21 protein-coding genes are annotated in these 21,063 nt (G+C 61.1%); 9 read left to right on the top strand and 12 right to left on the bottom strand.

The annotated features are described in order from the left end of the window. Positions 1-32: 32 nt before the first annotated feature. Both rpsI and rplM read right to left on the bottom strand, forming a co-directional pair. Positions 33-425, bottom strand: a complete 393-nt coding sequence (gene rpsI / locus HU729_RS20135) for a 30S ribosomal protein S9 (protein ID WP_054893989.1) — start codon at positions 423-425, stop codon at positions 33-35. A 14-nt stretch (positions 426-439) separates the two neighbouring features. Continuing rightward, the gene (rplM, locus tag HU729_RS20130; protein WP_054893988.1) at positions 440-868 is read right to left on the bottom strand and encodes a 50S ribosomal protein L13; all 429 of its coding nucleotides are present in this window, start codon (positions 866-868) and stop codon (positions 440-442) included. A gap of 257 nt (positions 869-1,125) precedes the next feature. Between rplM and HU729_RS20125 the strand changes: the two genes are divergently transcribed. Then, positions 1,126-2,166 carry an NADP(H)-dependent aldo-keto reductase gene (locus HU729_RS20125; protein ID WP_186711352.1) on the top strand — a complete coding sequence of 347 codons (1,041 nt, stop codon included), beginning with the start codon at positions 1,126-1,128 and terminating at the stop codon, positions 2,164-2,166. Between the two features lie 282 nt (positions 2,167-2,448). Then, the gene (locus HU729_RS20120) at positions 2,449-3,345 is read left to right on the top strand and encodes a GlxA family transcriptional regulator (protein WP_172964850.1); all 897 of its coding nucleotides are present in this window, start codon (positions 2,449-2,451) and stop codon (positions 3,343-3,345) included. 63 nt (positions 3,346-3,408) lie between these two features. Here HU729_RS20120 and zapE read toward each other — a convergent pair whose 3' ends face one another. The 3 genes from zapE to HU729_RS20105 all read right to left on the bottom strand — a co-directional run bounded on the left by zapE (position 3,409) and on the right by HU729_RS20105 (position 6,693). Further along, complete coding sequence (zapE, locus tag HU729_RS20115; protein WP_186668071.1) at positions 3,409-4,503, bottom strand: cell division protein ZapE; 1,095 nt, start codon at positions 4,501-4,503, stop codon at positions 3,409-3,411. Between the two features lie 179 nt (positions 4,504-4,682). Next, positions 4,683-6,032, bottom strand: a complete 1,350-nt coding sequence (locus HU729_RS20110; RefSeq protein ID WP_186711351.1) for a tryptophan--tRNA ligase — start codon at positions 6,030-6,032, stop codon at positions 4,683-4,685. A 25-nt stretch (positions 6,033-6,057) separates the two neighbouring features. Next, a complete protein-coding gene (locus tag HU729_RS20105; protein WP_186668081.1) occupies positions 6,058-6,693 on the bottom strand; it encodes an alpha/beta fold hydrolase in 636 nt (211 codons plus the stop codon). Between the two features lie 135 nt (positions 6,694-6,828). Here HU729_RS20105 and HU729_RS20100 point away from each other — a divergent pair, with 135 nt between their 5' ends. After that, the gene (locus HU729_RS20100) at positions 6,829-7,266 is read left to right on the top strand and encodes a DUF1043 family protein (RefSeq protein WP_054893983.1); all 438 of its coding nucleotides are present in this window, start codon (positions 6,829-6,831) and stop codon (positions 7,264-7,266) included. A gap of 70 nt (positions 7,267-7,336) precedes the next feature. Here HU729_RS20100 and HU729_RS20095 read toward each other — a convergent pair whose 3' ends face one another. Beyond that, entirely contained in the window at positions 7,337-8,533 is a 1,197-nt protein-coding gene (locus tag HU729_RS20095) for a methionine gamma-lyase (protein ID WP_186668083.1), read from the bottom strand. Positions 8,534-8,660: 127 nt separating this feature from the next. On the opposite strand from HU729_RS20095, the gene HU729_RS20090 reads away from it, so the two are divergent. From HU729_RS20090 to HU729_RS20070, 5 genes are all read left to right on the top strand, one after another. Next, on the top strand, positions 8,661-9,140 hold the full coding sequence (locus tag HU729_RS20090) for an Lrp/AsnC family transcriptional regulator (protein WP_151925168.1): 480 nt from the start codon (positions 8,661-8,663) through the stop codon (positions 9,138-9,140). A gap of 112 nt (positions 9,141-9,252) precedes the next feature. Beyond that, on the top strand, positions 9,253-11,499 hold the full coding sequence (locus HU729_RS20085; RefSeq protein WP_186711350.1) for an S-type pyocin domain-containing protein: 2,247 nt from the start codon (positions 9,253-9,255) through the stop codon (positions 11,497-11,499). Continuing rightward, positions 11,496-11,759 (top strand): bacteriocin immunity protein, encoded by a 264-nt coding sequence (locus HU729_RS20080; protein WP_186711349.1) that lies wholly within the window; start codon positions 11,496-11,498, stop codon positions 11,757-11,759. Before HU729_RS20085 ends, HU729_RS20080 begins: the two co-directional genes overlap by 4 nt. Positions 11,760-12,157: 398 nt before the next feature. Beyond that, positions 12,158-12,478, top strand: a complete 321-nt coding sequence (locus tag HU729_RS20075) for an S-type pyocin (RefSeq protein WP_186711348.1) — start codon at positions 12,158-12,160, stop codon at positions 12,476-12,478. Beyond that, positions 12,475-12,720, top strand: coding sequence for a bacteriocin immunity protein (locus HU729_RS20070; protein WP_186711347.1), 246 nt, complete (start codon positions 12,475-12,477; stop codon positions 12,718-12,720). Before HU729_RS20075 ends, HU729_RS20070 begins: the two co-directional genes overlap by 4 nt. Positions 12,721-12,781: 61 nt before the next feature. Here the strand turns inward: HU729_RS20070 and cysN are convergent, their stop codons facing one another. The 3 genes from cysN to HU729_RS20055 form a co-directional block, all read right to left on the bottom strand. Beyond that, positions 12,782-14,683, bottom strand: coding sequence for a sulfate adenylyltransferase subunit CysN (gene cysN, locus HU729_RS20065; protein WP_186711346.1), 1,902 nt, complete (start codon positions 14,681-14,683; stop codon positions 12,782-12,784). A 15-nt stretch (positions 14,684-14,698) separates the two neighbouring features. After that, the gene (gene cysD / locus HU729_RS20060) at positions 14,699-15,616 is read right to left on the bottom strand and encodes a sulfate adenylyltransferase subunit CysD (RefSeq protein WP_186668093.1); all 918 of its coding nucleotides are present in this window, start codon (positions 15,614-15,616) and stop codon (positions 14,699-14,701) included. Positions 15,617-15,790: 174 nt separating this feature from the next. Then, the gene (locus tag HU729_RS20055) at positions 15,791-16,549 is read right to left on the bottom strand and encodes a Nif3-like dinuclear metal center hexameric protein (RefSeq protein ID WP_186711345.1); all 759 of its coding nucleotides are present in this window, start codon (positions 16,547-16,549) and stop codon (positions 15,791-15,793) included. A gap of 207 nt (positions 16,550-16,756) precedes the next feature. Between HU729_RS20055 and algW the strand changes: the two genes are divergently transcribed. After that, entirely contained in the window at positions 16,757-17,917 is a 1,161-nt protein-coding gene (gene algW / locus HU729_RS20050; RefSeq protein WP_186668103.1) for a Do family serine endopeptidase AlgW, read from the top strand. A gap of 35 nt (positions 17,918-17,952) precedes the next feature. On the opposite strand, the gene HU729_RS20045 is transcribed toward algW, so the two are convergent. From HU729_RS20045 to HU729_RS20035, 3 genes are read right to left on the bottom strand one after another with little or no spacing between them, the layout of a single operon-like run. Next, positions 17,953-18,717, bottom strand: coding sequence for an amino acid ABC transporter ATP-binding protein (locus HU729_RS20045; protein WP_186711344.1), 765 nt, complete (start codon positions 18,715-18,717; stop codon positions 17,953-17,955). 10 nt (positions 18,718-18,727) lie between these two features. After that, entirely contained in the window at positions 18,728-19,825 is a 1,098-nt protein-coding gene (locus tag HU729_RS20040) for an amino acid ABC transporter permease (RefSeq protein WP_186668105.1), read from the bottom strand. A gap of 10 nt (positions 19,826-19,835) precedes the next feature. Next, entirely contained in the window at positions 19,836-21,014 is a 1,179-nt protein-coding gene (locus tag HU729_RS20035; protein WP_186711343.1) for an amino acid ABC transporter permease, read from the bottom strand. Positions 21,015-21,063 lie beyond the last annotated feature (49 nt).

The following is a 21,063-nucleotide window of genomic DNA, read 5'->3' as shown; positions in this document are numbered from 1 at the left end:
TTTTTTTTTTTTTTTCGACTGCCGAAGCGGTATTAACGCTTGGAGTACTGAGGACGCTTACGCGCTTTACGCAGACCCACTTTCTTACGCTCGACTTCACGAGCGTCGCGGGTGACGTAGCCAGCACGACGCAGAGCGCCACGCAGGGTTTCGTCGTATTCCATCAGAGCGCGGGTGATACCGTGGCGGATAGCACCGGCCTGACCGCTGACACCACCACCGGCGACGGTGACGTAGATGTCGAACTTCTCAACGGTCTCGGTCAGTTCCAGCGGCTGGCGAACAACCATGCGAGCGGTTTCGCGGCCGAAGAAAGTGTCCAGAGGACGGTTGTTGATGGAAATGTTACCAGTACCCGGACGCAGGAAAACGCGAGCGGTTGCGGTCTTGCGACGGCCAGTGCCGTAATTTTGAGTCGCCGACATAATGAACTATCCCGTTAGATCTTCAGTTCTTGAGGCTGCTGAGCAGTGTGAGGGTGGGTAGCACCCGCGTACACTTTCAGCTTGCGGTACATGTCGCGACCCAGCGGGTTCTTCGGCAGCATGCCTTTGACCGCGGTCTCGATGACGCGCTCAGGGGCCTTGTCGATCAGCTTCTCGAAGCTGATTTCCTTGATGCCACCTGGGAAGCCGGAGTGGGAGTAGTACATCTTGTCCGAAGACTTGGCACCAGTTACACGAACCTGCTCGGCGTTGATGACGACGATGTAGTCGCCGGTGTCAACGTGAGGAGTGTACTCAGGCTTGTGTTTGCCGCGCAGACGGGTAGCGATTTCGGTAGCCAGACGACCCAGGGTCTGACCAGCGGCATCGATTACGAACCACTCGCGCTTTACTGTTTCCGGTTTAGCAGTAAAAGTTTTCATTCTCTAAAGCCTCAGAGGCCGCCCAGCGAAAAATAGACGGCGAATCTTACTGGATAGTGCACAACTTGCCAAGGGCAAGCGCGCAGCCGAGCACGGACGCTTTTGGGGGCTCGGGTCGGGCACGCCCATGATCGACGGGGTTCTTCCTGCGTGGTGGTGCATCACTTCCGCCACACGGAGAGGCCCAGCATTATCCAGATTGCGCAAAGATTTTCAACCTGCTTTGATGGTTTCTTTGTCCAGCAGAGAGCCTTCCGATGGAATACCGCAAGCTCGGCCGTACCGACCTCAACGTCAGCGCACTGTGCCTGGGCACCATGACCTGGGGTGAGCAGAACGTCCAGGATGAGGCCTTCGAGCAGATCGCCTTGGCCAAGACCGCCGGCATCAACTTCATCGACACCGCCGAAATGTACCCGGTGCCGCCGCGCCCGGAGACCTACGCGGCCACCGAACGCATCATCGGCAACTGGTTCGCTGCCAATGGCGACCGTGACGACTGGATTCTCGCCAGCAAGGTCGCTGGCCCCGGCAACGGCATCAGCCATATCCGCGACGGCCAGCTCAAGCACAACCGCCAGCACATCGTCGCCGCGCTGGACGAAAGCCTCAAGCGCCTGCAGACCGACCGCATCGACCTCTACCAGCTGCACTGGCCGGAGCGTTCGACCAACTTCTTCGGCAAGCTGGGCTACCAGCACCTGCCCAACGACCTGTTCACGCCGCTGGAGGAAACGCTGGAGGTGCTCGACGAGCAAGTGCGCGCCGGCAAGATCCGCCACATCGGCCTGTCCAACGAAACGCCATGGGGCACCATGAAGTTCCTGCACCTGGCCGAAAGCCGCGGCTGGCCACGGGCAGTGTCGATCCAGAACCCGTACAACCTGCTCAATCGCAGCTTCGAGGTGGGCCTGGCGGAAGTGGCGATCCGCGAGCAGTGCGGCCTGCTGGCTTATTCGCCACTGGCCTTCGGCATGCTGTCGGGCAAGTACGAGAACGGCGCGCGCCCGGAAAAGGCACGCCTGACCTTGTTCAGCCGCTTCGCCCGCTACTCCAACCCGCAGACCGTGGCCGCCTGCAGCCGCTACGTGCAGTTGGCCCGCGAGCATGGCCTGGATCCGGCGCAGATGGCCCTGGCATTCGTCACCCGCCAGCCGTTCGTGACCAGCAACATCATCGGGGCGACCGATCTCAAGCAATTGCAGAGCAACCTGGACAGCGCCAACCTGGTGCTGAGTGACGAACTGTTGGCGGCGATCGAGGCACTGCACCAGCAGCAGCCAAACCCGGCGCCCTGAGCGTGATCATGTACTGCCCTCTTCACGAGCAAGCCCGCTCCCACAAGGTTCATCACAGGCCTTGTGGGAGCGGGCTTGCCCGCGAAGAGGGCAGCGCATTTCTTCGGGGTAGACACAATCGCCAAAAAATAAGACGATCCAGCCGGTAATTGACCACTCTACCCTATAAGAACAATGACAATGATGTTTACCCAACCCTCCGCGTCGTTGCGGCGCGTCAGCATCCTGGCCATTGATAAAGTGTTCGCTTCGACACTGATGCAGGCCAAGGACTTCTTCCACCTGGCCAGCCTGCGTTACAGCAAGCAACTGGGCCTGGGGCTGCAATCGATGTTCGAGATTCACCTGGTGAGCCCTGACGGCCAGCCGGTGGACAGCTTCAGCGACGTTCAACTCCCCGTGGACAGTGGCCTGGGTGACGCCGATGTGATCATCCTCCCGGCGTTCTGGGACGACTTCGACAACCTGCTCGCCCGCTACCCGCAAGTGCTCCCCTGGCTGCGTGAGCAGCATGCCCGTGGCGCCGTGCTGTGCGGCGAAGCCAGCGGCGTGTTCTGGCTCGCCGAGTCAGGCCTGCTCGACGGCAAGGAGGCGACCACCTACTGGCGCTTCTTCAACAGCTTCGCCGAACGCTTCCCCACCATCCGCCTGAACCAGGACAAGCACCTGACCGACGCCGACAACCTGTACTGCGCCGGCGGCACCACCTCGGCCTGCGACCTGTACATCTACCTGATCGAGCGCTTCTGCGGCGCCAACGTGGCGCGGGCGGTGGCTCGCGACATCCTCTACGAAGTGCAGCGCAACTACACGCCAGGGCGCATGGGCTTCGGCGGGCAGAAGCTGCACCAGGACCTGATCATCCTGCAGATCCAGCACTGGCTGGAGGAGCACTTCGCCGACAAGTTCCGCTTCGAGGACGTGGCGCGCAACCATGGCATGAGCATCCGCAACTTCATGCGCCGCTTCCAGAGCGCGACCGGGGACAAGCCACTGCACTACCTGCAGCGCCTGCGTATCGAGACCGCCAAGGGCCTGCTCTCGAGCACCCGCAAGAGCATCAAGACCATCAGTTATGAGGTGGGGTACGACGACGCGAGCTTCTTCGCCCGGCTGTTCCGCCAGCACACCGAACTGTCGCCGAACCAGTATCGGCAGCAGTTCATGCAGGAGGCCTGAGAACACCAACCACCCCTGGCAGGTGCGCGGCAAGCCCGCGCCTGCCAGGGCACAGGTACGGCTTCAAGGCTTGTGCGCGCGAGCCAGGAACTCGTGGGACTGCATTTCCAGCAGTCGGCTGAGCGTACGCTGGAACTCGAAGCTCAGGCGCCCGCCGGTGTACAGGTCCTTGAGCTCGACTTCGGCCGAAATGATCAGCTTGACGTTGCGATCATAGAACTCGTCGACCATGTTGATGAAGCGGCGGGCGATGTCGTCGGTGGTGACGCCCATCTGCTCGACGTTGCTCAGCAGCACGGCATGGAAGATCTTGCCCAACTCGATGTAGTCGTTCTGGCTGCGTGGCCCATCGCACAAGGCGCGGAAGTCGAACCAGGCGACGTCGTCACAGGTGCGCAACGCGTGGATCTCGCGATTCTCGATCATCAGCACGTCGTTCTCGACCGCCTGGGTGCAATCGGGGGTCAGGGCCTTGAAACTGGCGCGCAGACTCTCGTGGGCGGCTTCGTTGAGCGGGAAGTGGAACAGCTCGGCCTGCTCCAGGTGGCGCAAGCGATAGTCAACGCCACTGTCGACGTTCACCACATCGGTGTACTGCTTGATCATGGCGATGGCCGGGAGGAAGCGCGCACGCTGCAGGCCGTCCTTGTACAGGCCGTCCGGCACGATGTTGGAGGTGGCCACCAAAGAGACGCCGTTCTTGAACAGCTCTTCCATCAAGGTGCCGAGGATCATGGCGTCGGTGATGTCGGACACGAAGAACTCATCGAAGCAGATCACCTTGGCTTCCTGGGAGAAGCGCTTGGCGATGATGGTCAGCGGGTTCTTCTCACCCTTGAGGGTTTTCATTTCCTCGTGCACACGCTTCATGAAGCGGTGGAAGTGGGTGCGCATCTTCTCCTTGAACGGCAGCGCCTCGAAGAAGGTGTCGACCAGGTAGGTCTTGCCACGCCCTACCCCGCCCCAGAAATACAGGCCTTTGACCGGTGTCTGCTCCTTCTTGCCGAACAGCTTGCCGAACACGCCCGGCTTGTTGCTCTGCGCGGCGACCAGGTCGTCGTAAAGGCGCTGCAAGTGACGCACCGCCGTTTCCTGCGCCGCGTCATGGAAGAAATCGGGGCGTTTCAGATCTGCTTGATATCGTTCTAGGGGCGTCATGATTCGTTAGCGAGGCAACAAAAAACGGGCCGTCACTGTAGCGACCGGCCCGCTTAATGGCAATCAGTCTGTAGGAGCGGGCTTGCCCGCGAACACCGGTATGGCCGGTGCCATGCAACGCGGCGCCTGCTTCGCGGGCAAGTCGGAGCGCCGAACCGCCGCTCCTACAGGTCCCTGTTTCAGTCCTGCTGGGGCGCCAACGCCTCACGCAGGCTCAGCACCGCCGCATCACGGGCGCTTGCATCGGCGAACTGCGGGCCTTCGGCCACCTGCTCGCCATCGAGCCACAGGCTGAAGCCCAGGCCATCTACACGCACATCCGCCTCGCCACCCTGCTGCAGTTGCTTGCTCACCGCGCCTGCACTCTTGCCGTCGGCGAAGCTGCGCGACAGCAACAATTGCTCGCCATCGGCGGCCAGGAGGCGGAAGCGGAAGCTGCCGTCTTCATCGCGGAAGCTGACGAAGCGCGCGCTCTTGGCAGCCTTCTTCTTCACTTCGGCGTTGACCTGGACGCTGCTGCGGAAGGAGCGCAGGCCCACCGACTCACGCAACTGTTCGAGGAACGGCGTGGCGATCTTGCGGGCCTTGGCTGCGCCGGCCAGGAGGATGTCTTCCAGGTCCGACGGACGCGAGATCAGTTGATGGTAGTGCTCGCGCTTCTCGGCCAACTGGCCGTCGAGCAACTGGAACAGGCGGCTCTTCGCCTCGCCCCAGCCCAGGCCCTGCAGCAACTCTTCGCGGAACTCGCCGGCTTGTGCGGCGCTGGCGAAGGCCTGGTACAGGGTGAACAGGTGGGAGTTGTCCGGATCCTTCGCCTCGCCTGGCGCACGCGAGTCGGTGACGATGCGCGAGATGGCGTCCTTCATGTCCTTGGCGCTGGTGAACAGCGGGATGGTGTTGTCGTAGCTTTTGGACATCTTGCGACCGTCCAGGCCTGGAAGCGTGGCCACGCTTTCCTCGATCACCGCCTCGGGCAGAACGAAGAACTCCTTGCCCTGGCCGAACAGGTGGTTGAAGCGCTGGCCGATGTCACGGGCCATTTCAACGTGCTGGATCTGGTCACGACCGACCGGAACCTTGTGTGCGTTGAACATCAGGATGTCGGCGGCCATCAGCACCGGGTAGCTGTACAGGCCCATGGACACGCCGGCATCCGGGTCTTCGCCGCTTTCCAGGTTCTTGTCGACCGAGGCCTTGTAGGCGTGGGCGCGATTGAGCAGGCCCTTGGCCGCCACGCAGGTCAGCAGCCACGTCAGCTCGGGAATTTCAGGAATGTCGGACTGGCGGTAGAAGGTGACCTTGTCCGGGTCCAGGCCGCCGGCCAGCCAGGTGGCGGCGATTTCCAGGCGCGAGCGCTGGATGCGCAGCGGGTCGTCGCACTTGATCAGGGCGTGGTAGTCGGCCAGGAAGTAGAACGAGTCGGCACCGGGCTGCTGGCTGGCGAGGATCGCCGGACGGATGGCGCCGGCGTAGTTGCCCAGGTGCGGGGTGCCGGTGGTGGTGATACCGGTGAGAATGCGCGTGGTCATGGGTGATCGCTTATTCAGGCTTGGCTCAGTTCGAAAGACGCGGCAGCACCAGATCCTTCAGATCGGTCAGCTTGCCATGGAAGAAGTGTCCGCATTCTGCCACTTTCAGCAGCTCATGGGGGCGCGTCAGTGCGTCGGACCATTCATAGACCAACGCAGGGTCGACCACCTCGTCGGTGTCAGGCTGGACCACGGTGAGGGCGCAGCGCTCGGGCAGCGGGAAGTCGGCGGTCAGGCGCATCACCGCCGGGGCAATCATGAACAGATGTTGCAACTCGCTCCCGGCGCGTTCCAGCCGCCCGGCCAGGCTGGCGGCGACGAAGCCCCCGAACGAAAAGCCCATCAGTACCAGCGCCAGCTCAGGATGTGTGGCGCGCAGCCAGGCCGCGGCGGCCTCGGCATCGGCCACTTCGCCAGCGCCCATGTCGTGGCTGCCGGCGCTCTGGCCGACGCCACGGTAGTTGAAGCGCAGGGTGCTGTAGCCCGCATCGCGAGCCGTGCGCTGCAGCGTCGAGACCACCTTGTTGAGCATGGTGCCACCCTGGACCGGGTTGGGGTGGCAGATCAGCACCACGCCGCGGGCATCGGTCACGTCCAGGTACAAGGCTTCCAGCGGGCCACTGGGGCCATCGATGAACATGGGGGTTTCGCGGACAAGCAAGGCACTACTCCGTGACCTCGTGGGGGGTCGATTCGTCTAGAGGAGGAATTCTGTTCTGATTTGCGATCGCTCGCGGTATACAGCGCAGGTCTGAGCCGTTAACGTAAAGCAAAGCCGTTTATAGAGGAAGGACTCGTGGAACACTCGCTCCTTGTTTGGTTGCTGCCGACCCTGGCACTGGTCGTTGGTGTCGTCGTCGGTTTCGCCCTGGCCCGCCTTCTCCCCAACGCGGCTCCCAGCAGTACGCAACGCCAGCTGGACGACATCCAGCAGCGTTTCGACAACTACCAGAACGAAGTGGTCACCCACTTCAACAGCACGGCTTCTCTGGTCAAGAAACTGACCCAGAGCTACCAGGATGTGCAGGATCACCTGGCTGACGGGGCCAATCGCCTGGCCCTGGACGAGCTGACCCGCCAGCGCCTGCTCGCGTCGTTGCACTCCGAAGCCGCACAAGGTCCGCGCGATCGCCTGACACCGCCGAAGGATACCGCCGAAGTCCCACGCGACTACGCGCCCAAGGCGCCGAACTCGCCGGGCATGCTCGACGAGAGCTACGGCCTCAAGCGCTGACCCAGCAAGCATGACGAAGGCCGCGTAAAGCGGCCTTTTTTGTGCCCGTGAAAAGTGGCCATCACTTAACTCAAACACGGCTCCCGAGGGCCTGCCCAAGATCCGCCAGCAGGTCGTCGACATCCTCCAGGCCCACCGACAACCGCACCAACCCCTCGGAGATCCCATGCTGCGCTCGTTCCTCGGGCGTGTAGCTCGAATGGGTCATGCTCGCCGGGTGCTGCGCCAATGACTCGGCATCCCCCAGGCTCACCGCGCGACTGAACAACTGCAACGCGTTCATGAAGCGTCGCCCCGCCTGGATGCCGCCCTTGAGTTCGAAGGCAATCATCCCGCCCGGCAAACGCATCTGCCGCTGCGCCAGGCCGAACTGCGCAAAGCTCGGCAGGCCCGGGTAATGAATCAGCTCGACCTGTGGATGACGCTCCAGGAACTGCGCCACGCGCAGGGCGTTGCTGCAATGGCGGTCCATGCGCAGGGCCAGGGTTTTCATACCACGCATCAGCAGCGATGCATCGTGCGGCGACAGCACAGCGCCGGTCATGTCCTTCAAGCCTTCCAGGCGAATCCGGTCGATCAGCGCCTTGCGCCCCACCACCAGCCCAGCGGTGATATCGCCGTGGCCACTGAGGTACTTGGTCGCCGAATGCACCACCAGGTCCGCGCCTAGCTCCAGCGGGCGTTGCAGATAAGGGGTGCAATAGGTGTTGTCGATCACCACCAGCAGGTCATGCCGGCGCGCCACACCCACCACGGCGGCGATGTCCACCAGGTGCATGTTGGGGTTGGCCGGGGTCTCGAAATAGATCATCCGCGTGCTGGAAGTGATCGCCGCCTCGAGCGCGACCGGATCGTTCAGGTCAACATGCCGCACCTTCACGCCGAACTCGCCGATGCCATGGTGCAGGAAAGCAAAAGTGCAACCGTACAAGGTGTCGCCGACGATCAGCTCATCCCCCGGGCGCAGCAGGGTCCACATCGTCGAGGTGATGGCACCCATGCCCGAGGCCAGGGCCAGCCCCGCCTCGCCGCCCTCTAGCGACGCCATGCGCTGCTCCAGCAGGGCCAGGGTCGGGTTGGAGATCCGACTATAGAAGTGTCCGCCCTGCTCTCCGGCAAAGCAGGCCGCGCCATACTCGACGCTTTCGAAAGCGTAGGTCGCGGTCTGGTAGACCGGCGGCACCAGCGCGCCACCATGGGACTGCGGGTCGTAGCCATGGTGAATGGCCCGCGTGGAAAAACCGGTCTTATCGACGGCAGCGCGCATGACAACAGCCTCCTTGTTGTTTGTTCTAAGCTTATGCCTTGGCACCCCGGATTTTTTTCCAAATTGCCCCGTGAACATCGGCAGTTCTGGAACAAAAACAACAATCAGACCGAAAAAAGGGCAAACCATGCCAGCCCCTCTGGACCGAACCGACCGCGCCCTGCTCGGCGCCCTGCAGGACAACGCCCGCCTCACCGTCGCCGAACTCGCCGACCAGGTTGCCCTGACCACTTCGCCTTGCTGGCGGCGGGTCAAGCTGCTGGAAGAAGGCGGCTATATCACCGGCTACCAGGCCATCCTTTCACCCAAGTCTCTGGGCTTTGGCGTCACAGCGTTCGTCAGCATCATGATGGAATCGCACAACAAGGACGCTGCCCGCGCCTTCGAGAAGCGCCTGATGGAAATCCCGGAAATCGTCGCCTGCCACAACATCTCGGGGCGCTACGATTTCCTGCTGGAGATCCTCGCGCGAGACCTGGAGTCTTTCGGCGAATTCGCCCGCGAGGTGCTGCAGACACTGCCCGGGGTGAAGGAGATCTATTCGAGTTTTTCGTACAAGGCGGTGAAGGAAAGGCGGGTGATTCCAGTGGGGGAGAAGCATATCTAGGAAAGACCTACCACAACGGAGGAAGCTTCTCACTTACCTGCAAGATGGCGGCCTACATATAACTGTATAAACATACAGCATCCTGATAGCGTCTTTCATCAGGAGTACCGTCATGACACAAGGACCCGTTTACCATCTTGAAGAAGCTCTGTGGATTACAGACACAGCCCCAGAGCGAGTACCACTCACCCCACTACCTGGCGGCCTCGGTGGTGGTGGCCCAGGTTACGGTGGCTGGGGCTTGAGCGACGCTCCGCCACGTGGCACCGGTACAATCAAGAACCATCTTCGACATGAGTTGGCATGGCGCCGAGTTTTCGGGGAGGAGCAAGCGAACTCGCTTGCCCACTATGCCAACGAGTTTTCCCCGCTTATTCAGCAGTTGCCCGCCCGCATAGAAGCCCAACGTACAGAAATCGCACAACAAGCTGCAGCGACCGCTGACGACTCAAAATCAGTCCTCACTCGGCACCAAAACCTAACCACGTCCAAAGTTCAGGAAAACCGGGCACGTTATCTTCAAAAACTACCCAAGGCACTCGGCTTCTTCGGAGCCATGCCCCTGTACAAACGCAACGACTCCTTCATGAGTCGGCTCAACGACCCTGGCGTCTTCGAGATCACGGGCACGGCAGAGGCATGGATCAACATGCTTTGGGAGACCTATAACTCAGCCCTGGAATCGGCATACCAGTTGCACCTCGAGGCCGAGATAATCAATGCCTTGGCCAGCGACCTACCCGCTCTTGCGCTGGCAGTGGATCAAGCTGAAGAACCTGTCACATCTACAGCGCGTGCAGATGTGATTTCACGCAGGACAGCCCAGATAAAGGCTGAACAGAAAATATGCTTTGATTGCCTGCCAAATTTCTTGCAACACGAATTGGTTGCAGCAACCGCCGAAGACAACAGTGTCTCTGTTTCGCAGGCACTGTCCACCTATGCCTCCCTCGCGCTGCAGATCGTGGCCACTCGACAAGCCAACTCATCGGGGTATACCCAAACCAACCCCGAGATAAACAGCCCGCTCTCCAAGCCCCAACTCGAAGCGCTTCAGCATTTGGTAGGCGAGCAAACTACAGGACGCGCCGGCCCGCTCTGGTTGGATTATCACAAAGCACTCGCAAACAGCGAATCCATTCGTTACCTGCAAGCATTCGCAACCGCCTATGCCAACTTGGAGCAACGAGCACAAGTGGTCGAACAGCTGCAAGCGGAGCAAGCCGCGCACGATGCAGCCCAAAAAGCGGAGCGACTTAGACAGGAGCAAGAACGTCAGCGCATTAGCTACACCGGCACGATTGGCGCTTCGATAGCCATCCCCAGCATCACGCCCATCGGTAGCGGCGGTTTTGCACTCGCCGAAGCTGCCTACCTGGCAATGCAACTCGCTATCCGGGTCGCGATTGCTGGTCCTGCTGCACTCGCAACACCTGCGGTAGCGGTGGGCTTAGCCACGCTGCTATGGCCTTCCAGCCTGGCTAACAGCGAGCGACGTTATCTAGTGAGCGTCCCCTTGGCTGACCTCACCCCCACTGGAGGTCCCGATCTTGTCGCGATGGCCGCCACCGCACAAGCGCTTGATCTTCCGTACATCCTGTCGGGCATAGAGTTGGAGGACGAACTGACACTCTACGTCGCACCTGGCGGCAAGCCCGTCCCTGTAAAAGCAGCAACCTTCGACCCGGCACGCGGGGCCTACAGTCTCGCGCTGGACGAACCACACCGAATCCTGACCTGGACACCCTCCGATGCGCCAGGAGCAGAAAGCGGGGGCTCCACCAGCCTGCCATCATTACCGCCCGGAACGGTGATTTACCCAGGTAGCAAGCTCGAACCCATACAGAATGAACAGCTGGGCTACCCGGGTTTGGACCAACTCGATCAAGAGCGGTTGATCGTTACGTTTCCAGCAGAATCCGGGCTACCTCCGATTTTGGTGGTATTCAAAAGTCCACGGTATGAGCCGGGGATCGTCACTGGATCAGGTGTGTCAACATCTGGGCTGTGGTTGGGTGAAATAACACGTACAGAAGGTGCACTCATACCTTCACATATTGCTGACTTGCTCAGAGGACGGGAATACAAGAACTTTGACGCGTTCCGAGTGGATTTCTGGAAAGCAGTCGCAAATGACCCTGTACTGTCAAAACAGTTTTCCAAGCAGAATCTTATCCGTATGCTTGAGAAAGGCAATGCACCAGCAGTTCGCCGAGGAGACGAACATGGACTGCAGAAAAGTTTCTCGCTACATCATGTCATTCCAATCAGTGAAGGTGGTGCCGTGTATGACATTGACAACATTAGGATAGTCACCCCCGCAGCCCACAATAAAATTCACTATGGAGACAACCAATGATCCTCAAGAAAGATTACAGTGACTACACGGAATCAGAGTTCTTGGACTTCCTGAAAGAATTGTATCGGGCCAATGCAGAGGAGCCTGACGAAATTCTCGCCCCCCTACTAGACCACTTTTCGGAGGTAACTGAACATCCAAATGGCACCGATCTAATCTATTGGCCTGAAAGTGACGAGCAGAGCGAACTTGAGGCCGTACATAATATTGTGAAAACTTGGCGAGCGAACAACGGAAAGCCTGGTTTCAAAGCCGGCTAGCTCTATACAAAAAGTTTGTGGGAGTGACGGTATGCCGATGCGACTTGCCCCGAGTGGAGTGCAAAGCGCTCCTGTATTCGACATCAAATAGTGCCTAAGACGCCGCGAGCTCAGGCTTTGCTGCTGCATTGCGGCAGATCGCGGAGCAAGCCCGCTCCCACAACAACGAATGCCCATACTTTTCGTAAAAAGCCTAAAGCCTGATTTCTTTTGCGTAACACAAAGTACTCTTTCAAGGGCAAATTATGCTGCGCGTGCAGAAATCTCTCACAAGCAAACAAGAAGCTTCCTGTCCACAAAACGCTTAGTCAAGAAGTACCCATCAAGCCCTCTCAATGTGATCATCTGAAACCTTTCCATAGAAATTAAACACACCTCACAGAAGGAGAGATTTACATATGGCCACGCCCATCCCCACTCACATCGCCCAAAAGCTCGCCGGGCAACATTTCACAAGCTTCGACCAGTTCTCCAGCACCTTCTGGATGACCATCGCCGAAGACCCGATACTCTCGAAGCAATTCGTCGAATCGCAGTTGAACCGGATCAAGAAAGGCTGGGCGCCTCGCGCGCCCTTTGGTGAAACGGCCAGAGGCTTGCGCTCCTACCAGGTCTGCCACCTGTTGCCGCCGGCGCTCAGCGCAGTGGTGTACGACATGGACAACATGCGGATCATGAGCGCCCTGCAATATGCGCTGTCCTCGGAGGTCGAGGAATGATCACCTTCAGGCAGCAGTTGAGCGACTATGCGCCTGACGAGTTCGAATCACTGGTCGAAGTGCTGATCACCGCACAAGGCTCGGCAAGCTTCCAGGATGGGTTGCTGGAACACTTCATCGACATCACCGCTCACCCGCAGGGGTCAGACCTCATCTATCACCCTGAATCAGGCACAAGCGAGTCGGCGAAGCGAATTGTGCAAAAGGTGATGACGTGGCGGCAGGACAATGGGCTGGCCTGAATGGGTCTGGCCATCAACAGAAAACCCCGCCGAAGCGGGGTTTCTGGTGCAGCATCGGGCGTCAGATCGCGCCGCGCTGGCGCAGCACATCCAGCACTTGCTTCACGCCTTCCTCGACGCTGGTGCTCTGGGTGTCGATCACCAGGTCAGCATCCAGCGGCACGTCGAACGGGAAGCTTTCGCCCGGGATGTTGTCGCCACCGGCGGCATACAGGCCCTGCGGGTCACGCTCGCGGCACGCCAGCGGCGAAGCCTGGACGTAGACGGTCACCAGGCGCTCCTTGCCGATCAGCGCCTTGGCCTGCTCGCGGCCTTCGGCATCCGGAGCGACGAAGGCGGCCAGGGTCAGCAGGCCGGCTTCGTTGAACTGGCGCGCCACGTGGGCGGCGCGACGCCAGTTCTCGGTGCGGCCTGCGCGATCCTGCGGCAAGCCCTTGTTCAGGTCATGGCGCAGGTTCTGGCCGTCGAGCACATAGACCGCACGGCCCATATCGAACAGCTTACGCTCCACGGCATAGGCCAGGGTGCTCTTGCCGGCGCCCGACAGGCCACTGAACAGCACGGTGGCCGGCTGCTGGCCGAAACGCAGGGCGCGCTCCTCGGTGGACACGTGAGCAAGCTTGCCATGCTGGCCAGTGCTGCCGTGCGGCAGAACCGGCGGGGCGATGATCATGCCGGCGCCCACGGTGCCGTTGGTCAGGCGATCGATGACGATGAACGCACCGGTGGTGCGGTTGCTGTCGTAGCCATCCAGGGCAATGGCGGCGTCCAGCGACACCTTGACCCGGCCGATCTCGTTCAGTTGCAGCGCGCTGGCGGCGCCCTGCTCCAGGGTGTTCACATCGACCTTGTGGGTGATGCTGGCAATCGAGCCCGGCACGTAGCTGGTGGCGCGCTTGATGTCGTACTTCTTGCCCGGAAGCATCGGCTCCTCGGCCATCCACACCAGCATGGCGTCGAACTGGTCGGCCACCTGCGGGACGTTGTCGGCATGCACCAGCAGGTCACCACGGGAGATGTCGATCTCGTCTTCCATGGTCAGGGTCACGGCCTGGCCTGGGCCTGCGTTCTCCAACTCGCCCTCGTAGGTGACGATGGACTTGACCCGGCTGCTCTTGCCCGACGGCAGCACCACGATGTCGTCGCCCTTGTGCACCACGCCACTGGCGATGGTGCCGGCGAAACCACGGAAGTTCAGGTTCGGACGATTGACGTACTGCACCGGGAAACGCAGATCGGTGACGTTGCGGTCAGCCGAAACCTCGACGGTCTCGAGAATCTCCATCAGCGCCGGGCCCGTGTACCACGGCGAACGCTCGCTGCGGTTGACCACGTTGTCGCCCTTGAGCGCCGACATCGGCACGAAGTGCAGGCTCGACGGTTTCAGGTCGATGGCGTCGGCGAACTTCAGGTAGTCGGCCTTGATCGACTCGAAGACCTGCTCGTCGAAGCCTTTGAGGTCCATCTTGTTGATCGCGACCACGATGTGCTTGATGCCCAGCAGCGAGGCGATGTAGCTGTGGCGGCGGGTCTGGGTCTGCACGCCGTAGCGGGCATCGACCAGGATGATCGCCAGGTCGCAGGTCGAGGCGCCGGTGGCCATGTTGCGGGTGTACTGCTCATGGCCCGGGGTGTCGGCGATGATGAACTTGCGCTTGGCGGTGGAGAAGTAGCGGTAGGCGACATCGATGGTGATGCCCTGCTCGCGTTCGGCCTGCAGGCCATCGACCAGCAGCGCCAGGTCGACTTCCTCGCCAGTGGTGCCGGACTTCTTCGAGTCACGGGTGATGGCCTCGAGGTGGTCCTCGTAGATCATCTTCGAATCGTGCAGCAGGCGCCCGATCAGGGTGCTCTTGCCGTCATCCACGTTGCCGCAGGTGAGGAAACGCAGCAGTTCTTTGCGCTCGTGCTGAGCCAGATAAGCGAGGATGTCTTCGCTGATCAAATCGGATTGGTGCGACATGGAGTAACCCTGAAGTTAGAAGTAGCCCTGACGTTTCTTGTCTTCCATGGAGCCGGCGCCATCGTGGTCGATGACTCGGCCCTGACGCTCGGAAGTACGCGTCAGAAGCATTTCCTGAATGATGTCGGTCAGCGTTTCGGCTTCGGACTCGACAGCGCCCGTCAACGGGTAGCAGCCCAGGGTACGGAAACGCACCTTCTTCTTGACGATACGTGCCTTTTCCTCGGCGCTGAGGTGCTCGAGGATGCGATCGTCGTCGATCATGATCAGGGTGCCGTTCTTCTCGATGACTTCACGCTCGGCAGCGAAGTACAGCGGCACGATCGGGATGCCTTCGAGGTAGATGTACTGCCAGATGTCCAGCTCGGTCCAGTTCGACAGCGGGAAGACGCGGATCGACTCGCCCTTGTTGACCTTGCCGTTGTAGACGTTCCACAGCTCCGGACGCTGGTTCTTCGGGTCCCAGCGGTGCTTGCTGTCGCGGAACGAGTAGACGCGCTCCTTGGCCCGCGACTTCTCTTCATCGCGGCGCGCGCCACCGAACGCGGCGTCGAAACCATGCTTGTCGAGCGCCTGCTTCAGGCCCTGGGTCTTCATGATGTCGGTGTGCTTGGAGCTACCGTGGGTGAAGGGGTTGATCCCTTGCGCCACACCCTCGGGGTTGACGTGGGTGATCAGCTCCAGCCCCATTTCCTCGACCATCTTGTCGCGGAAGCGGTACATCTCCTGGAATTTCCACTGGGTGTCGACGTGCATCACCGGGAACGGCAGCTTGCCCGGGAAGAAGGCCTTGCGCGCCAGGTGCAGCATCACGGCGGAGTCCTTGCCGATCGAGTACAGCATCACCGGGTTGTCGAACTCGGCGGCCACCTCGCGGATGATGTGGATGCTCTCCGCCTCCAGCTGTTTCAAGTGCGTCAGTTTGTCGACCATGGCTACTCACGAAAAACGATCTTATGGACGGCCAGCGGGCCGTGTTCGAGCGGGCCACTTTATCACAGCGCCTGATTCTATTTAGGAGGGCTGCTAGATCGAAACGGTCTAATGATATGACTGGGGGTTTGAGGACCCTGTCGCGGGCTGAGCCTGCTACAGGGCCCCGCCCGACTAGATTGGATTCGGGCAATCGATGAACAGGTGCTCCAGGGCAAAGCGCTTGGCCAGGTAGTCGCCCAGCGCCTGCACCCCGTAGCGTTCGGTGGCATGGTGCCCCGCAGCGATGAAGCTGATGCCGTTCTCGCGCGCACTGTGGTAGGTCTGCTCGGAGGCCTCTCCGCTGATGAACAGGTCGACACCCGCGGCGATGGCGTTGTCGATATAGCCCTGGCCGCCACCGGTGCACCACCCCACCCGGCGAATCATCCCCTCGCCCTCGACTACGAGCGGCTCGCGGCCCATGACTTCGCGCACGCGGCGGGCGAAATCGCCGGCCGACATGGGCTCGGCGAGGGAGCCGATCAGGCCGACCACTCGAGGGTTTTCGGGATCGAGCGGGCCTTCGACGGTGATGTCGAGCTGGCGCGCCAGCTGCACGTTGTTGCCCACCTCAGGGTGCACGTCCAGCGGCAGGTGGAACGCCAGGAGGCTGATGTCATGCTTGAGCAGGGTCTTGATGCGCCGCTGCTTGATCCCGGTGATGCATGGGCTCTCGCCCTTCCAGAAGTAGCCGTGGTGGACCAGCACCAGGTCGGCCTCGGCTTCGACTGCAGCGTCGAGCAAGGCCTGGCTGGCCGTGACGCCCGTGACGATACGGCTGACCTGCGGACGCCCCTCGACCTGCAGGCCGTTGGGGCAATAATCCTGGATCTTGGCACTGGACAGGTAGCGCTCGGCTTCCTCGACCAGGGTGCTCAGGGCGACGGCCATGGAAAAATCTCCTTGTAATTCGGTGCTTCAACGGGCGCCAGGCCTCGTATACTGAGCGCCATTATGGGCCGTCGCCGGGTTCGGGGAAACCGGCGCCCCGACTTGTCCGCGAAAGCTGCACCGCAATCCATACCATCGCCGATCACCGAGGTGTATGATCGCGCGCGTTTGCGCCACGGCCCTCGCCCTATTTCCAGGATTCATTCGATGCTCAAGGCTTTGCGTTACTTTGGCTGGCCCCTGCTCACCGGCGTACTGATCGCCGCACTGATCATCCAGCGTTTCCCGGAATGGGTCGGCCTGCCCAGCCAGGACGTCAACCTGCAACAGGCACCGCAGACTTCGCGGATCATGCAGGGCCCGGTCAGCTATGCCGACGCCGTCACCCTGGCGGCGCCCGCCGTCGCCAACCTGTACACCACCAAAGTGGTCAACAAGAGCGCCCATCCGCTGTTCGAAGACCCGCAGTTCCGCCGTTTCTTCGGCGACAACCTGCCCAAGCAGCGACGCTGGGAATCGAGCCTGGGCTCGGCGGTGATCATGAGCCCCGAAGGCTACCTGCTGACCAACAACCACGTGACCAGTGGTGCCGACCAGATCGTGGTAGCGCTCAAGGATGGCCGCGAGACCCTGGCCCGGGTCATCGGCAGCGACCCGGAAACCGACCTCGCGGTGCTGAAGATCGACCTGAAGAACCTGCCCGCCATCACCATCGGCCGCTCCGACAACATCCACATCGGCGATGTCTGCCTGGCCATCGGCAACCCCTTCGGTGTCGGCCAGACCGTGACCATGGGCATCATCAGCGCCACCGGCCGCAACCAGCTGGGGCTGAACAACTACGAAGACTTCATCCAGACCGACGCGGCCATCAACCCGGGCAACTCCGGCGGTGCGCTGGTCGACGCCAACGGCAATCTGATCGGCATCAACACCGCGATCTTCTCCAAATCCGGTGGTTCGCAGGGCATCGGTTTCGCCATTCCCGCCAAGTTGGCGCTGGAGGTGATGAAGTCGATCGTCGAACATGGCCAGGTGATTCGAGGCTGGCTGGGCATCGAGGTGCAGCCATTGAGCGAGGAATTGGCCGAGTCGTTCGGCATGCAGGGGCGTCCGGGTATCGTGGTCGCCGGCATTTTCCGCGACGGCCCGGCCCAGCGTGCGGGGCTGCAACTGGGTGACGTAATCATGAGCATCAATGGCGAGCCGGCCGGCGATGGTCGCAAGTCGATGAACCAGGTGGCGCGGATCAAACCGAGCGAGAAGATCAGCATCGAAGTGATGCGCAATGGCAAGCAACTGAAGCTGATTGCCGAGGTGGGCCTGCGGCCGCCACCAGCGCCGGTGGCGACCAAAGAAGAAAAGTAACAGCAACATGGGGCCGCTTTGCGGCCCCAGTCATATCAGTGCAGGATCTGGCTCAGGAACAACTTGGTCCGGTCACTGCGCGGCCGGTCGAAGAAGTCATCCGGCGAGGCCTGCTCGACGATCTCCCCCTTGTCCATGAAGATCACCCGGTTCGCCACGGTGCGGGCAAAGCCCATCTCGTGGGTCACGCAGAGCATGGTCATGCCGTCTTCTGCCAGGCCGACCATGGTGTCGAGCACTTCCTTGACCATCTCCGGATCGAGTGCCGAAGTCGGCTCGTCGAACAGCATGATCTTGGGCTTCATGCACAGCGCGCGGGCAATGGCCACACGTTGCTGCTGGCCACCGGACAACTGCCCCGGGTACTTGTGCGCCTGCTCTGGAATACGCACACGCTCCAGGTAATGCATGGCGATTTCCTCGGCCTTGCGCTTGGGCATCTTGCGTACCCACATCGGTGCCAGGGTGCAGTTCTCGAGGATGGTCAGGTGCGGGAACAGGTTGAAGTGCTGGAACACCATGCCGACTTCACGGCGGATCGCCTCGATCTGCTTGAGGTCGTTGGTCAACTCGACGCCATCGACGACGATGCGCCCCTGCTGGTGCTCTTCCAGCCGGTTCAGGCAACGGATGGTGGTGGACTTGCCCGAGCCGGACGGCCCGCACAGGACGATGCGCTCGCCCTGGCGTACGTTCAGGTTGATATCCTTGAGCACATGGAACTGGCCATACCACTTGTTCACGCCCTGCATCTGGATGATGCCTTCGGGGCCGGCGGGCTGCTTGATCGCTTCACTCATTTCGAAACTCCTAACGCTTGTGGCCAGTGTCCAGCTTGCGCTCCAGGTGCATGGAGTAGCGGGACATACCGAAACAGAAAATCCAGTAGACCAGGGCCGCGAATACGTAGCCCTCGGTCGCCATGCCAAGCCATGCAGGGTCTGCCGTAGCTTGCCGGGTGCTGTTGAGCAGATCGAACAGGCCGATGATGATCACCAGGCTCGTGTCCTTGAACAGCGCGATGAAGGTGTTGACGATGCCGGGGATCACCAGCTTCAGGGCTTGCGGCAAGATCACCAGGCCCATGGCACGCCAATAGCCCAGCCCCATCGCCGCGGCCGCCTCGTACTGCCCCTTGGGAATCGCCTGCAGGCCGCCGCGAACCACCTCGGCGATGTAGGCCGACTCGAACAGGATCACGAAGATCATCGCCCGCAGCAGCTTGTCGAAGCTCGTGCCCTCGGGCATGAACAGCGGCAGCATCACCGACGACATGAACAGCACGGTAATCAGTGGAATGCCGCGCCAGAACTCGATGAAGGTCACCGAGACCGCCTTGACCACCGGCATACTCGAACGCCGACCGAGGGCCAGCAGAATGCCCAACGGCAAGGCCGCTGCGATGCCCACGGTGGCAATCACCAGGGTCAGCATCAGCCCGCCCCATTGCGAGGTCGGCACCAGCGTCAGGCCGAAGCTGCCGCCGTGCAACAGCAGGTAGGCGAGGATCGGATACAGCACCAGATAACCAATACCGTAGGGCACCTTGCGCGGGAAGCGGCGGATGAACAGCGGTGCCGCGGCGATCACGCCCAGCCACACGGTCAGGTCGACCCGCCAGCGCAACTCGCTCGGGTAATAGCCGTACATGAACTGTCCGATGCGTTGCTGGATGAACACCCAGCAAGCGCCGTCCTTGGTGCAGTCGGCGCGGGTCGTGCCCGTCCAGTTGGCGTCCAGGAACGCCCACTGCAACAGTGCTGGCACGATCAGCCAGACCAGGTAGACCGCGAACAGGGTCAGCAGCGTATTGATCCAGCTGGAAAACAGGTTGGCGCGCATCCACGCCAGCACGCCGACGGTCTTCACCGGTGGCGGCATATCGGGTTTGAAAACATGGGAAGTCATGCGCCTGTCCTCACCGCTCGATCAGCGCAATGCGCTTGTTGTACCAGTTCATCAGCAACGAGATGCTGATGCTGATCGTCAGATACACACCCATGGTGATCGCCATGACCTCGACCGACTGGCCGGTCTGGTTCAGCACCGTACCGGCAAACAGCGACACCAGTTCCGGATAGCCGATGACCGCCGCGAGCGACGAGTTCTTCGTCAGGTTCAGGTATTGGCTGGTCAGCGGCGGGATGATCACCCGCATCGCCTGCGGAATGATCACCTTGCGCAAGGTCGGACCCTCGCGCAGGCCCAGCGAACGGGCGGCTTCGGTCTGGCCATGGCTGACCGAGCGGATACCGGCGCGCACGATTTCGGCAATGAAGGCGGCGGTGTAGATCGACAGCGCCAGGGTCAGCGCGAGGAATTCGGGAATCAGCACCCAACCGCCGACGAAGTTGAAACCTTTGAGCTGCGGCACTTCCCACTGCAGTGGGCTGCCGAACAGCAACACGCAGACGCCGGGAATGCCAAAGAGCAGCGCCAGCCCCACCCAGAACTTGTGGAACGGCTGGCCGGTTTCATCGAAGCGTTTGTTGGCGTAGCGCACCATCAGGGCGATTGCCACGACCGCCAGCAGCAGCGCCACGACGAACGGCCAGAAAGCTTCGCCGATGGAAGCGCCCGGCATGTTCACGCCACGGCTGCTGATGAAGAACAGGTCATCGATATTGATGCTGCCCCGTGGCCCCGGCAGCGCGGTGAATACCGCGAAGTACCAGAACAGGATCTGCAGCAGCGGTGGAATGTTACGGAAGGTCTCGACATACACCGCCGCCAGCTTGCTGATCACCCAGTTCGAGGATAACCGGGCAACGCCGACGACGAAGCCAAGCACGGTGGCGATGATGATGCCGATGACGCTTGCCAGCAGGGTATTGAGCAGGCCGACCAGCAACACCCGTGCATAGGTGTCGGCTTCGGTGTAGCCGATCAGGTGCTGGGCGATGCCGAAACCGGCACTGCGCTCGAGAAAGTCGAAGCCCGAGGTGATACCTCGGTGCTGCATGTTGGTCTGGGTGTTGTGGATGAGGTACCAGCCCAGGCCGATCACGACCACGACCGTGATGATCTGGAACAGCCACGCGCGCACACGTGGATCGCTCAGGGATAACCCTTTCCGTGCGCCGATATGATTTTGCATGAAATGCCCCGAAAAGAAGGGAGTCGAACGACCCCCCCCCCCCCCCGGG

The organism is Pseudomonas sp. RW10S2 (genome assembly GCF_014268985.1).
GTDB classification, from domain to species: domain Bacteria; phylum Pseudomonadota; class Gammaproteobacteria; order Pseudomonadales; family Pseudomonadaceae; genus Aquipseudomonas; species Aquipseudomonas wayambapalatensis.
The sequence above is the reverse complement of the archived record's forward strand: the minus strand, read 5'-3'. Positions and strand labels throughout refer to the sequence as shown.

Bases quoted from the DNA above. Each gene is read 5' to 3' on its own strand.
- rpsI (WP_054893989.1), bottom strand. From the start codon at position 425: ATGTCGGCGACTCAAAATTACGGCACTGGCCGTCGCAAGACCGCAACC.
- rplM (WP_054893988.1), bottom strand. From the start codon at position 868: ATGAAAACTTTTACTGCTAAACCGGAAACAGTAAAGCGCGAGTGGTTC.
- HU729_RS20125 (WP_186711352.1), top strand. From the start codon at position 1,126: ATGGAATACCGCAAGCTCGGCCGTACCGACCTCAACGTCAGCGCACTG.
- zapE (WP_186668071.1), bottom strand. From the start codon at position 4,503: ATGACGCCCCTAGAACGATATCAAGCAGATCTGAAACGCCCCGATTTC.
- HU729_RS20110 (WP_186711351.1), bottom strand. From the start codon at position 6,032: ATGACCACGCGCATTCTCACCGGTATCACCACCACCGGCACCCCGCAC.
- HU729_RS20095 (WP_186668083.1), bottom strand. From the start codon at position 8,533: ATGCGCGCTGCCGTCGATAAGACCGGTTTTTCCACGCGGGCCATTCAC.
- HU729_RS20090 (WP_151925168.1), top strand. From the start codon at position 8,661: ATGCCAGCCCCTCTGGACCGAACCGACCGCGCCCTGCTCGGCGCCCTG.
- HU729_RS20085 (WP_186711350.1), top strand. From the start codon at position 9,253: ATGACACAAGGACCCGTTTACCATCTTGAAGAAGCTCTGTGGATTACA.
- HU729_RS20080 (WP_186711349.1), top strand. From the start codon at position 11,496: ATGATCCTCAAGAAAGATTACAGTGACTACACGGAATCAGAGTTCTTG.
- HU729_RS20075 (WP_186711348.1), top strand. From the start codon at position 12,158: ATGGCCACGCCCATCCCCACTCACATCGCCCAAAAGCTCGCCGGGCAA.
- HU729_RS20070 (WP_186711347.1), top strand. From the start codon at position 12,475: ATGATCACCTTCAGGCAGCAGTTGAGCGACTATGCGCCTGACGAGTTC.
- cysN (WP_186711346.1), bottom strand. From the start codon at position 14,683: ATGTCGCACCAATCCGATTTGATCAGCGAAGACATCCTCGCTTATCTG.
- cysD (WP_186668093.1), bottom strand. From the start codon at position 15,616: ATGGTCGACAAACTGACGCACTTGAAACAGCTGGAGGCGGAGAGCATC.
- HU729_RS20055 (WP_186711345.1), bottom strand. From the start codon at position 16,549: ATGGCCGTCGCCCTGAGCACCCTGGTCGAGGAAGCCGAGCGCTACCTG.
- algW (WP_186668103.1), top strand. From the start codon at position 16,757: ATGCTCAAGGCTTTGCGTTACTTTGGCTGGCCCCTGCTCACCGGCGTA.
- HU729_RS20045 (WP_186711344.1), bottom strand. From the start codon at position 18,717: ATGAGTGAAGCGATCAAGCAGCCCGCCGGCCCCGAAGGCATCATCCAG.
- HU729_RS20040 (WP_186668105.1), bottom strand. From the start codon at position 19,825: ATGACTTCCCATGTTTTCAAACCCGATATGCCGCCACCGGTGAAGACC.
- HU729_RS20035 (WP_186711343.1), bottom strand. From the start codon at position 21,014: ATGCAAAATCATATCGGCGCACGGAAAGGGTTATCCCTGAGCGATCCA.